Annotated in this window: 11 protein-coding genes; 5 read left to right on the top strand and 6 right to left on the bottom strand. The window is 64.7% G+C overall.

The window, feature by feature from the left end:
- Window positions 1-709 precede the first annotated feature (709 nt).
- The gene (locus KBZ07_RS09530) at window positions 710-928 is read right to left on the bottom strand and encodes a hypothetical protein (RefSeq protein WP_254931390.1); all 219 of its coding nucleotides are present in this window, start codon (window positions 926-928) and stop codon (window positions 710-712) included.
- Between the two features lie 131 nt (window positions 929-1059).
- On the opposite strand from KBZ07_RS09530, the gene KBZ07_RS09525 reads away from it, so the two are divergent.
- A complete protein-coding gene (locus tag KBZ07_RS09525) occupies window positions 1060-2016 on the top strand; it encodes a carbohydrate kinase family protein (protein ID WP_254931389.1) in 957 nt (318 codons plus the stop codon).
- Between the two features lie 105 nt (window positions 2017-2121).
- On the opposite strand, the gene KBZ07_RS09520 is transcribed toward KBZ07_RS09525, so the two are convergent.
- Together KBZ07_RS09520 and KBZ07_RS09515 are read right to left on the bottom strand one after the other, a co-directional pair.
- The gene (locus KBZ07_RS09520) at window positions 2122-3078 is read right to left on the bottom strand and encodes a glycosyltransferase family 2 protein (protein ID WP_254931388.1); all 957 of its coding nucleotides are present in this window, start codon (window positions 3076-3078) and stop codon (window positions 2122-2124) included.
- 1 nt (window position 3079) lies between these two features.
- Complete coding sequence (locus tag KBZ07_RS09515) at window positions 3080-3874, bottom strand: PIG-L deacetylase family protein (RefSeq protein ID WP_254931387.1); 795 nt, start codon at window positions 3872-3874, stop codon at window positions 3080-3082.
- Window positions 3875-4344: 470 nt separating this feature from the next.
- On the opposite strand from KBZ07_RS09515, the gene KBZ07_RS09510 reads away from it, so the two are divergent.
- The 3 genes from KBZ07_RS09510 to KBZ07_RS09495 are packed head-to-tail and all read left to right on the top strand — an operon-like array spanning window position 4345 to window position 8203.
- Window positions 4345-5652, top strand: coding sequence for a DegT/DnrJ/EryC1/StrS family aminotransferase (locus KBZ07_RS09510; protein ID WP_315860154.1), 1308 nt, complete (start codon window positions 4345-4347; stop codon window positions 5650-5652).
- Window positions 5535-7253 (top strand): GMC family oxidoreductase, encoded by a 1719-nt coding sequence (locus tag KBZ07_RS09500; protein ID WP_315860153.1) that lies wholly within the window; start codon window positions 5535-5537, stop codon window positions 7251-7253. The genes KBZ07_RS09510 and KBZ07_RS09500 overlap by 118 nt, the downstream gene beginning before the upstream one ends.
- Window positions 7250-8203 carry a glycosyltransferase family 2 protein gene (locus KBZ07_RS09495; RefSeq protein WP_254931386.1) on the top strand — a complete coding sequence of 318 codons (954 nt, stop codon included), beginning with the start codon at window positions 7250-7252 and terminating at the stop codon, window positions 8201-8203. Before KBZ07_RS09500 ends, KBZ07_RS09495 begins: the two co-directional genes overlap by 4 nt.
- A gap of 26 nt (window positions 8204-8229) precedes the next feature.
- Here KBZ07_RS09495 and KBZ07_RS09490 read toward each other — a convergent pair whose 3' ends face one another.
- The gene (locus KBZ07_RS09490) at window positions 8230-8883 is read right to left on the bottom strand and encodes an alpha-isopropylmalate synthase regulatory domain-containing protein (protein WP_254931385.1); all 654 of its coding nucleotides are present in this window, start codon (window positions 8881-8883) and stop codon (window positions 8230-8232) included.
- A gap of 350 nt (window positions 8884-9233) precedes the next feature.
- Here KBZ07_RS09490 and KBZ07_RS09485 point away from each other — a divergent pair, with 350 nt between their 5' ends.
- On the top strand, window positions 9234-9452 hold the full coding sequence (locus KBZ07_RS09485; protein ID WP_254931384.1) for a hypothetical protein: 219 nt from the start codon (window positions 9234-9236) through the stop codon (window positions 9450-9452).
- A gap of 588 nt (window positions 9453-10040) precedes the next feature.
- On the opposite strand, the gene KBZ07_RS09480 is transcribed toward KBZ07_RS09485, so the two are convergent.
- The gene (locus KBZ07_RS09480) at window positions 10041-10781 is read right to left on the bottom strand and encodes a sulfotransferase (RefSeq protein ID WP_254931383.1); all 741 of its coding nucleotides are present in this window, start codon (window positions 10779-10781) and stop codon (window positions 10041-10043) included.
- A 33-nt stretch (window positions 10782-10814) separates the two neighbouring features.
- Entirely contained in the window at window positions 10815-11120 is a 306-nt protein-coding gene (locus KBZ07_RS09475) for an ATP-binding cassette domain-containing protein (RefSeq protein ID WP_254931391.1), read from the bottom strand.
- Window positions 11121-11726 lie beyond the last annotated feature (606 nt).

Here is an 11726-nt window from a genome sequence, read left to right as displayed (position 1 = left end):
CAGCTGGATTAGCCACCAGGCTGCTGGATAGGCGGGCTCAGGCTGTGGCTCCTGCCATTGACCGGAAACTTGTGCTTCTTCCCAAGCATCAATGAGGGACTGCATGGTGGTGGAGAGCGGGAACATCGCTGTGATGCAAAGAACGCGCACCTGACACCCCGAGAAGCGGGGAAAACTGGAGAGCGGTTTTGCAGAGCCGATGGGCCCCCTCCACCCAGCTGAGGTGCTGAATCGACGGAGACGGGTAGGCAAACGGAAGCCGACCAGGCGGGAGAGGTTGTAGTCGCCGAAGTTGTCGTTCAGGCCTTTGCAGCTGCCAGGTTTCCCCGCGGGCACGGGCCAATGCGGAATGCCCGAGCGGGAGCGAGCGGCTGGAGCAGGCAGGCCGCTGCGCTACTTCCAGCTGACAAGCGAGCAGAAGGGGCAATGGAACCCGAGCAGGCGGGAGCGGTGGAATCCCCTGACTCGCTGTTGTCCAATAGGTCTGTGTCTGTACCTGGTTTGCACGGCTTGCACGGTTTATGTGCACGGTTTGCACGGTTTATTCAGCGGGCACAAACGCCGCGCAACCCCGACCAGGCGGGAGCGGGTGGAGCAAGCAAGGCCGCTGCTTTGGTCTGTTTACTGCTCTCTTCTGCTCCCCTGCCCGCTAGACCTGCCACCAGCCAGCACCCCAATAAAAGGGGGCCGATGGCCCCCCAGGGTGGGATTAGCAGACTGAGACGGTGACGCCGGGGAGGCCCTGGAACTTGCGTGCAAAGGCAAATGCTTTTTCAGCAGGAATTAGCCGCATCTTCTTGACCGGCTTACCGCGCCTCCCGAAGTGCTCAACGGTGCAGGGCACAGCGCCGCTCTTTTTGATACCGGGCGCATAGCGATGGACGATCAGCAGGCGGATATTGCAGACGGGGCCTTGGGGAGCTGCCATGGAAATTTTGGCGAGGATCCCCTAGGTGACGCCCCACGGCGCAGCAGCAGGCAAGGGTGGCGTAGCCACTTGAGTCGATTACCGCGTCCGCTCTCGCAATCGGGCCTTTATGGCGGCTATTACCTCGGGGCTTGCCCCCCTGCGACGTGATCCTCTGCGGCACGTGCGTCGCCGACATCCTCGTCAGGCCCGTTCCGCTCACCGTTCCCCCCGGCGCCGGCAAGCTTTTTCATGTCGATCCGATCCGGGTCACCACCGGCGGGATCGTCTGCAACACCGGCACGGCGATGGCCCGGCTGGGGATGAAGGTCGCCGCGTCGAGCTTGGTGGGCAGCGATGTGTGGGGGGAGGTGATCCGTGCGACCCTCGCGGGGGAGGGGATCGCGACAGAGGCGCTCGAAGCGAGCGACACCGTCGCCACGAGCACGACCGCATTCCTCATCGATCCCAGCGGCGAGCGGAGCTTTGCGCATCATGGGGGGGCCGCGGCGTCAATCGATCTCGCCTTCATCCGCCGCCAGCTTCCCCACTTCGCGGCGGCCAGGCTGGCGCTCGTAGGCTACCTCGTGCTCCTCCCTGGCCTCGAACCCGATCTCACCGAAGCCCTCGCCAAGATCCGCTCGACGGGCTGCCTCGTCGCTCTGGAAACCGCGGGCAACGGCGGCACGCTCGCCCAGGTGGCGCGGGCCCTCGAGCTTGTCGATGTCTACGTGCCGAGCCTCGACGAGGCCTGCCACCAGACCGGCCTCGACGATCCCCACGCCATCATCGGCTGCTACCGCTCCCACGGCGCCCCGGGGCTCGTCGGCGTGAAACTCGGCACGCGGGGCACGCTCCTGTCGCCAAACGAGGGGGAATGGTTCGAGATCCCCTGCTTTCAGGCCCCCGGGCCGGTGGTCGACACGACCGGCCCGGGCGACTCGCTCTTGGCCGGGCTCCTCACCGGCCTCCTCCGGGGGATGCCAGCACGAGAGGCCGGTCTTCTCGGCGCCGCGACGGCGGCCTGCTGCGTCACCGGACTGGGTGCCACCGAGGGGCTCCGCGGATTCGACGAAACCGCCAGGCTTGCGGGCCTCCAAAGCCCCTGACAGAAGCGCCCCGAGCAATTCACCCCACCCATCTGCGATCCACCACCGGACGATCGCAGCGGCCCAACGCATCGCGAAATACGTCCGGAGGAGGATTCCCAAGGGCTACCACAGCCTCCCGCGGAAGCGTCTTCCGCAGTGGTGCCCGAACCGGCAGCAAAACATCCACAGCAGGTGCGCCGGCAGTGGCCATGGTCCGAGAAAGCCGGCCGCCACACGGGCGGGGCTGCCCGCCCGGAGGGCCTCGAGCACGAGCCGCCAACGCAAGCGGCACTCGATGCTCGTGGCGTGTCGCCGCAACGCCGTCCGATCGGCGGCCGTAAGCCCCGGTAGCCCGGCCAGCGCCGCGTCGCAATCGAGGAGCCGCTGCAGATCGTCAACGGAATGCCGCTGGCTGAGCGAGCCCTCGCGGCAAACGCAGACGTAGCCCTGCGGCGGGAGCATGACGAATCGCGCCCGCAGCGCGAGCGCCCGGGCGAGCAGTTCGTAATCCTCGCCGACCCGCACGTGTTCGCGGTAGCGGAGCGTGTGTTCATCAAGAAACCGACGACGCACGAGCGGCTGCACGAATCCCCATTCCCGGCCCGGCCGCGCGGGTCGGGAGACGTTCCCATCGACGAACTCGGCGAACGTGATGCGGCGCGGCGTCTCGAACCCGAGGACGACATCGCGCGGTCCGTCCACCGCGTCCTCCCGCACCCGCCAGGGATCGTCGGCGACGATGTCGGCGTCGTGCGCGTACCGCAGCAGGCCGGCGAGCCGACCGGGCAGGAAGAAGTCGTCGGCGTCGAGGATCGCCACCCACGGCGACCGCGCCACCGACATGCCTAAGTTCCGCGCCGCCGCCGGGCCTCGGTTCACAGGCTGACGGAGCAACACGAGACGGCCGCTGCCGTCGTCGGACGCGAGCGCCGCCGCCGGCGACGCGTCCGACGACGCATCGTCCACCACGATCACCTCAGCGACCTCCGGCTCCGCGAGGGCCGAGCGGACGGCCCCCCCGATCGTCCGTACGGAATCGTGGCAGGCGATCACCACCGCCACCGTGTCGAGGGAGTCCATTTCAGCTCCGCGACCGATGTTCGAAGAAGTACTCGTGAGGCCGGAGGAACCGTCGCAGAAACTCCGGCATGAGGATTGCGTTGGCCGGATCGAGGCACCCGGCCTGGCTCGCGTGCTTGGCGATCGCCTGCTTCTTCAGGTCGAGATATGGCCCGGCGAGGGTGCGGCGAAGCCGGAGAAAGTCCCCCCTGCAGAAGGCCCGAAGCAGAAACCGCGGATACCAGAACCAGACCGGATAGCAGTAGATCGCCCCCCGAACCTCCCCCCGCCGCGCGAGACCCTTGAGCGCTGCCGCGACAGCCCGATGATCGGCGTGATTGTCGAGCTCACTGGGGCCGAAGACGCGCTCGGGATCGATCCGGCCGATCAGTTCTGCCAGCCGCTCGGCCACGCGGCCGGCGTGGGCAGTGGCCTGCCCGTCGGGGAAGCCCAGGAAGACGACGTGCGACGCGGGCACGCCGAGGATGCCGCAGGCGGCCAACGTCTCGTCGCGTCTGAGCGACACGAGGAGCGCCCTGTCGGGGAAGGCAGGCGGATGACCGCTGCCGTCGGTCACGAGGACCACGTGCACGGGGATGCCCGCGTGACGAGCCCGGGCGATCGTCGCACCGCAGCCCAGGGTCTCGTCGTCGGGATGGGGCGCGACGACGAGGTAGGGACGCCCGGTGCACGCCACATCTATCGGCCGCGCACAGGCGAGCAACACGCGTTCGACCAGCGATACAACGCCCGATCGGGGGAACGTCGGGGGCCCGTCGCCCGAACGCCACCAACCGCTGCGGGAACCGGCTGCCATCTCGACACACCTCGGGGGGAACCTACCGCGGACGGCCGGCGGCCAATGGGCATAAGGATCCTCCGCACGGTACTGCACGCGGCCCTCGCGTGCCATCAACCCGGGACAGCGATGGCCGAGGGCGGTCGCGGCGTCTCAATCCTGAGGACGACCTCGCGCGGCCAGTCCACCGCGTCCTCCCGCAAGCGCCAGGTATCGTCAGCGAGGATGTCGGAGCCGCATCCCGAAGAGCGACCGGGTCGATCGTGGCCACACGCCTCCCTGCGCGGGGCGCGTACTTCCCTTGGTCGGACAGGACTCCGGCGAACAGAAGCGTTGCCTACTGCCGCCGGCGTTTTCGACAATCCTGATCCGTTGTTGCCTGGCATTAACAGGTTATGCTACCCCGGATCGGGTAGTGTCGGCGTGGCACGTCGATCTCGTCTGCACCCGGCGCCAATTCCGGAGCTATTTTTACCGGAAAAGGTCGCATGCTCTCCTCACCGACCGCCACTCTGCGACGCCGGTTCGAGGAATCAGCCGCCGGTCGCCGCTGGGCCGAGGCGGGGGGGTGGCCGCGGGCGGTCGGCGTCGCCTGGCGCAGCTTCTACCTCTGGAGGCTGATGCGCTGGCCGCGGGCCGGATGGAGGGAGCGCCGGGCAGTGCGGGCCGTGCTGCGAAGCGGACGCTGGGGCGGCTATCCCTTTCCCGGGCCATGGACGCGACGGTTCTCGCGGGCTTTCGCGTCGTTGCACGCGGTGCCACACGTGATCCCCGCTTCGAGCGGCGCGACGGCGTTGCTGGCCGCTTACCAGGCGCTGGGGCTCTTGCCCGGTGACGAAGTGATCGTGCCGGCGCTGACCTTCAGCGCCACGGCCACAGCGGCACACGTGCTCGGCCTGCGCGTCGCTTTCGTCGACGTCGATCCGGCGACCCTCTGCCTCGACCATCGTCTCGTCGAGGGGGCGATCACTCCGCGCACCCGGGCCGTCGTCGCAGTCCATCACGGTGACGCGATGCCCGACATGGACGCGCTCCTCGACATCACCCGCCGGCACCGTCTGCGTCTGGTGGAGGATTGCGCCCACGCCCACGGCGCCACCTGGAGGGGGCGGCCGGCGGGGGGGATCGGAGACGTCGGCTGCTTCAGCTTCCAGACCGGGAAGGTGATGTCGGCGGGAGAAGGAGGCGCGATCACCACGCACGATGCCGCGTTGGCGGACGCCTGCGCCGCGACGATCGACTGCGGCCGGCCCCACGGCGGCTTGGGCGAGCAGACACAGCTCGGGACAAACCTGCGGATGACGGAATTGCAGGCCGCCATCCTCGTCTGCGCGGCCGAGCGGTTCGGCCGGGAGCATGCGCTACGGCAGCGGCGGATGGACTCGCTTCGCGATCAGCTTGCCGGCATCGCCGGCATCCGCCTGCCGGTGCGCGACGAGCGGATGACGTCGCGGCCCGCGTACGGCTTCCAACTGCTCTATCTTCCCGAGGAGTGCGGCGGCGTATCGCGGGAGCGTTTTCTGTCCGATCTTCGGAATGCAGGATTTCCGGCGATGCCGTCGTGGTACCAGCCCGTGTACCGCTCCCCCGAATACGGCCGGCTCGACCCGCGAATGCCGACCGCGGTGGCGACACCAGCGTGCCCTGTCGCGGAATGGGCGGCCTCCACGGCGCTAGTGTGGCTCCCACATCCGTTCTTCCTGGGGCCCCAGCGGCATGTCACCCGCCTGGCGCGCACGATTCGGAGAACGGTTGCGTCGTACCGGGCCGCTGCCGCGACCGGGGGCCACGCGTGAACGGGTTTGACGCCATCGTCGTCGGAGCAGGGCTGGCCGGATGCCTGATGGCCCGCGATCTTGCCGCGGGCGGACTCCGGGTCGCCGTTCTCGAGGCAGGCCCCGAGCGGACAGCCGCCGACATCCTCCCGGATGACGGTCGGCCGACGACGCAATCTGATCGGCGCCGCTTCGCCCGAGCAGGGCAGCCCGTGCAGGCGCGCAACGAGCTGTTTGCGGAGCACAACCGTGGATTCTACGTCGAAGATCGAAGGCACCCGTACCTGGCTGACCAGCCGTTCCTCTGGTTTCGCGGCCGGCAGGTGGGAGGCCGATCAATTCTCTGGTCGCGTGCCTGCCTGAGGATGTCGGATCGCGAGTTCGTGCCTCATCCGGGCGTCAACGACTGGGAGAACTGGCCGTTCGGTCATGCGGAGCTCGCCCCCTTCTACGCGAGGGTCGAGCGGGAGCTCCGCGTGACGGGCGATGCCTGCGGCCTGGAGGCGATCCCCGACGGTGCCTTCGTGGCGACCGCGGCCACCTCGCCACGGATCGACGCGGTTCTCGAGCGCGTGTGCCGCCGTGATCCAGCGCTGCAGGCCACGCGTGCCCGAACCGCCGCCCTCGACCGCACTCCGGTGCCGGGCCTGTTGCACGAGGCGATACGGCACGGCGCCGAGCTGTTCGCCGACTCCCCCGTCGAGCGAATCCTCGTCGCGCCGAACTCGCGTGCCGCGTCCGGCGTCGAGATCGTGCGGCCCGACGGCACCCGCCGCACGGTGCCCGGCCGGGTCGTCGTGCTCTGCGCATCGACCATCGAGACGGTGCGGATCCTCTGGCAATCGCGGAGCGAGGCACATCCCCACGGCCTGGGAAACCATGGCGATCGGCTCGGACGAGGCGTGCAAGATCATCTCGCCGTGAACTGTGCGGGCCGCCTCACGCCTGATTTGCGGGTGTTCCCCCATCGCAGCCTCGCCGATTCCGCCGACCCGTGGCGTGAGGAACCGGCGCACGTCCTCGTCTGGGGCCGGGAGCCCCGCGCGGCGCACCAGGACACCCCGCCGATAGATTGCCTGGCGAGCGTTTCGTTGTCGCCGCATCGAGCCACCTGGTCGATGCTCGTCCTCGGCTCGTCACGGCCGCTCCCCGAGAACCGCATCACCGTCGAAAGGAGCCCGGACGATCGTATCGATTCTATTGTACCGCGGATCACGCTCGCGAGGACGGCAGACGATGTCGATCGACTCGCGATGCTCGGACGGTTCACCCAACGCGTCATCCGTGCGGGCGGCCTCGGGGGGATCGGCGCGACGTGGATGCATCGGATCGTGCACCAAGCAGTACCGCAGTGGGCGTTGGCGCGGTGCGCCCGCGAACCCGGGGCGGTCATCCACGAAACGGGCGGAGCGCGCATGGGCGTCGATCCCGCCGAGTCGGTCGTCGATCCCTCGGGGAGGTGCTGGGGCGCCGACAACGTCTTCGTCGCCGACGGCAGCGTGTTCCCCAGCTCCGGATTCCAGAACCCCACGCTCACCATCCTCGCATTGGCGGCGCGGACGGCCGAGCACATTCTCAGTGACCGCTCGGCACGGCAGGCGCCGGAAAGCGACCGACCATGAGCGTGGCCCCAATCGACCGACCCTGCGACGTCGTCGCGGCCACAGTGATCATCCCCTCGTTCAATCGGGCCGCGCAGTTGGCGACGGCCCTGCGGGCGCTCTCGCGGCAGTTGCCCGTGCCGGGCGGCTTCGAGGTGATCGTCGTGGACGACGGCGGCGATCCGCCGCTCGACGAGCGATCGCTGACCGCGGCCTCAGGCCTCGCCTGCCGGGTGCTGCGCACCTGCAACGGCGGGCCGGCCACGGCCAGAAACCTCGCCGCGAATCACGCCCGCGGTCGCATCCTCGCATTCACCGACGACGACTGCGAGCCCGATCCTGACTGGCTCCCCGGCCTCGTTCGGCGCCATCACTCGGCCGACTCGCCGCGCATCGTCGGCGGCCGGACCGTCAACCGGCTGTCGTCGAACCCGTTCTCCGGGACGAGCCAGAATCTGATCACGATCGGCTACGCGCACTACAACCGTGACCCCGAACGGGCCCTGTTCTTCGCGTCGAACAACCTGTCAGTCCCCCGGCAGGAGTTTGCCAAGGTCGGGGGTTTCGACGAGCGCTTCCGCACGGCGGAGGACCGGGATCTCTGCGATCGCTGGGTCCACTCGGGCCGTACCATGACGTATGCGCCGGAATGCGTGATCCTCCACGCGCACGCGATGGGCCTGGCGGGGTTCTGGCGGCAGCATGTTGCCTACGGCAGGGGCGCCTACCAGTTCCATGCCGAGCACCGCAGGCGTCACCCGTTCCACCGCATCATCCAATGGCCGTACTATAGGACGCTCTCCGCGAGCATGCTCCCTCCGCAGGGCGCGCACGCCACCCCAACGCTTGCATTCGCGTTGTGCGTCTCGCAGGTGGCGAATCTGATCGGCTTTCTCAGCGAGCGATCGACGCCGCGGCCGGAGTTCCGCGGCGTCTGTCTTCTGCAGGGCACCGAGGACGGGAAGACATGACCACGGCGCCGGATTGCCCCCCGCCTTCAGCCGCTGACGCCGGCCGCGGCGCGACTCAAGAAAAACGAGAATGAATCAGCCAGCGCCAGCCAACTGGCCTCGATGACGTTTTCGCTCACCCCGACCGTGCCCCACACCCCCTCGCCGTCGGTCGATTCGATCGACACCCGCACCTTTGCTGCGGTTCCCTTCTGGGCATTGATGACCCGCACCTTGTAATCGAGGAGGGTCATCCGCTCCACCGCCGGGTAGAGCGACCTGAGCGCCTTGCGGATCGCGGCATCGAGGGCGTTGACGGGGCCATCCCCCTCGGCTACTTCGTGGCGGATCACGCCGGCGACGACGAGCTTGACCGTCGCCTCGGTGCGGAGTTCATCGGTCGTCACCCCGGCCGAGCCGGTGGCAACCTCGGCTCCCGTCCGTCCCTGGCTCTCCACGGCCACGTTGTAGGAGAGCTTCTCGAACGCCGGGCGGAACGTGCCGGCACAGCGGTCGACGAGGAGATCGAACGACGCCCCGGCCGCCTCGAACTGCCAGCCCTCGTTCTCGAGCCGGCAGATCTCGGCGAGCACCTTGTCGAGGAGCGCCCGGTCGTTGCGGACGTCGGGACGGGTGACAATCGCCTGGATATTCGACCGCCCGGAAAGCTCGCTGACCAGAATCCGTCGCTCGTTCCCCACCGCCTCGGGCGGAATGTGCTCGTACGACTCCGTCGCTTTGGCGACGGCTGGCGGCTATTACTTACCGAATGGCAGAAACGAAAAGGATCGGTGTCTAGTGTGAAACAGTATTCAATGATACCGCGGCCTTAGCAGTGGATACAGTTCTCGTTCTGTCCTCCACACCAGCACTGCTTGGTCTTTACCGCTCGAGTAGCGCCGCTTGCGGGTGACTCAACGATCACCTGCAACCGCTGCCTTGATTCCCGTAGCAGCGCCTCGAGCCCCTCTCTCTGAAGCCCTGACGTTCTCGGGATCTGTCTCTCGATCTCGGCACACTTGTCGCGCAGAGTCGCGACCTCTCGGCTGCGATGAGCCAAGTCGTCGAGTTTTGCCTGAATCCGCGCGTTTCTTGCTTCGAGCTCGCGGCGCTCGGCCTTGCATCGCACCAGTCTCGCCTGGACACCATCGATCTCTTGTCGCAGCGCGGCGGCCTCTTTTCTCCGGTTTTCCAGTCGCTCCTGAAGATCAAGGATCTCGGCCGCTTCTCGCGCGAGTTGCTCGTCAAGGGAGGCCTCTTGAGCTCTTGAGCCGGTCGTGCTCTGTGGAGAGGGCTTTCGTTTGAAGGGTGTTCTCCTCCAACTCTCGCTGGATGCCCCTCTGATCGCCCTCTAGTTCGAGGCGGCTTCTGGTCAAGTCGTCCATTGGCAGGCAGGAGTCGAGACTCCGCTGTCCCGAAGAAACAGCGGATTTTGCCTTCTCATGGAGTCGCCTCCAAATCAAAACGTTTAGCCTCAGGCCCGCCGGCGGGAGGGGCGAGGCGGCCGCACGGTATGATAAGGATTAAAGCGTCCGACCTCGCAATCGGGCCTTTATGGCGACTATCACCTCCTCGACCCCGCCGCGTCGGCGGTCGAGGCCCGGTTCATGGTGGCCGCGGACGGCGACATCCTCGGCATCGATCTGTGGCCGACGCCCGACGCCGATCCCTGCGAGGCCGGGTTCACTGCCGGGAAGGGGCTCGAATCCTGACTGCCGTCCGTTTTCCAGGTCCGGCCGTATTTGCTTTACGTGTGTTAGCAGGGGAACGAAAAGAGGTAGATGCGGTGTGGTTGAAGCAATTTTGTGCGCCAACCGCCATGCAGCAGTATTTGGAATTATTACGTGTCGATTGATGATTATTGAAACAACTTTTCAATCGAAAAGTTATGCCATAAAAAATGTCTCACTTGCTTGGGCAGTATCAGCCTACTCAGTATCATGACTTTGAGCATCAAAGAACGAAACAAACCTTTAGAGCATCTTTTGTTAGCATGACAGGCTATACCCGTTTGTCGTTTGCCTGTATAGTCGATAAAATCAAGAATCACATTTTGCCCTTCAATACTGTTTAAAAATTCGGTGGGAAAACAAGCGATTTTATCGGGGTAGATTTTAATTAGCCGCTCCACTTCCGCGTAATAACTATCCCAATACAAACCGATGGCTTTGGCTTTATCGGGTTCGTCAAATTTAGGAAAGCAAACATCCCAATCATCATATTGCCACGTCCGTCCGTCATGATACGACCAGTGGTTTATCGATTCACCCGTCCAATTCATATAGCTGTCTATAACTTCTGCGCGATTGCGTTGCAAGCAAATAAAAACGGCATTTGGAAATTTACTCATGATAAATTCAACATAGGGTAGAAAATATAGCATTACGTCACCGTAATAATCGTTAGCGGTGTTTGATTGCGTCAAGTTATCCAGCCAAAGCGAGACCAGCGTTTCTGCGTTATACCAAGGCAAGAGATGATAATCTTTGCCATCATGCCCTTCATGCAAAACCTTAGTTTTTTCTTGGGCGTTGAGAAAAACACTCAGCGATGTTGTGCCACACCGCCCTGTGCCTAAGCCGATAATTAATTTTGCCATGATTTTTACCTTTTAAGTTTTCACTTCACGCTGTTATTGGGCTAGATAAAGAGCCGAAAAATAACCTTTTAATGCCAGTAATTCGTGCAACCTGCCTTGTTCGACTAATTGCCCTTTGTCGAGTACCACGATGGTGTCAGCGTGTTCGATAGTCGATAGCCGACGCGCGATAATGATAAATGTGCGGTTTTGGCGCAATTCATCTATGGATTGTTGTATTAAATGCTCAGATAGGGTATCCAAGGCATTAGTGGCTTCGTCTAAAATCAAAATATCGGCGTTACGCATAATGGCTCTGGCTATGGTTAGAAGTTGGCGTTGCCCACCCGACAAACGCATACCGTAGCCCTTTCCGTCTGCGAGCAAGTGAGGGCAACCTGCAAGGGGTGCTCGACGAATTGCCAGCAGTGCCCAAAGCCAACGGTGCTGGTTCTGTCCGCCTGGCGGCTGTTACGGCCGGGATCAACCAAAGCAAAAGGAACTGAATGATGTCTTTACGCAGTAGGGGCGCGGTGAGAAGGCCTCAGGGGAATGCGGTCCTTGCTGCCTGGCAAGAAAAACCACCTGGATTGCAGGCCCCCGTTGTCAGCCACGCATGAGTGCTCAGCTAGGGAAGGGGCCAGAGGCCCCCTGAAGCCGGCCTAGCCGGCGATGCACCGCTAGGTGCGCTCAACAGAGAGGCTCAACTCTTGCTCAGCCAAGGCAGCATCTGGAGCTTCTGGCTCTGGGCAGATCAGATCAACCGCCTGCCGGGCTGCACTGATCACCTGCAGCAACACTTTTGGGGATTGGCGCAGCACTGATATCCAGCTCTGGAGCGGTGACTTTCAGGAAAGTTGTCACTCCTTGGCTGCCACTCAGGCGGCCTGAACCAAGGGTAACTCCAGGGCCAGTTCGTGCTCTTCCAGTGGCTTGTTTATCCACACTTCTGCCGGTTGACTCCAG

This window comes from Cyanobium sp. BA20m-14, assembly GCF_024346295.1.
This window is presented reverse-complemented; position numbering and strand designations above follow the sequence as displayed.

What these genes read in the sequence shown, in the direction of transcription:
- KBZ07_RS09485 (WP_254931384.1), top strand. Translation starts at nt 9,234, where the DNA reads ATGAGCCAAGTCGTCGAGTTTTGCCTGAATCCGCGCGTTTCTTGCTTC.
- KBZ07_RS09520 (WP_254931388.1), bottom strand. Translation starts at nt 3,078, where the DNA reads ATGGACTCCCTCGACACGGTGGCGGTGGTGATCGCCTGCCACGATTCC.
- KBZ07_RS09480 (WP_254931383.1), bottom strand. Translation starts at nt 10,781, where the DNA reads ATGGCAAAATTAATTATCGGCTTAGGCACAGGGCGGTGTGGCACAACA.
- KBZ07_RS09495 (WP_254931386.1), top strand. Translation starts at nt 7,250, where the DNA reads ATGAGCGTGGCCCCAATCGACCGACCCTGCGACGTCGTCGCGGCCACA.
- KBZ07_RS09530 (WP_254931390.1), bottom strand. Translation starts at nt 928, where the DNA reads ATGGCAGCTCCCCAAGGCCCCGTCTGCAATATCCGCCTGCTGATCGTC.
- KBZ07_RS09515 (WP_254931387.1), bottom strand. Translation starts at nt 3,874, where the DNA reads ATGGCAGCCGGTTCCCGCAGCGGTTGGTGGCGTTCGGGCGACGGGCCC.
- KBZ07_RS09475 (WP_254931391.1), bottom strand. Translation starts at nt 11,120, where the DNA reads ATGCGTTTGTCGGGTGGGCAACGCCAACTTCTAACCATAGCCAGAGCC.
- KBZ07_RS09510 (WP_315860154.1), top strand. Translation starts at nt 4,345, where the DNA reads ATGCTCTCCTCACCGACCGCCACTCTGCGACGCCGGTTCGAGGAATCA.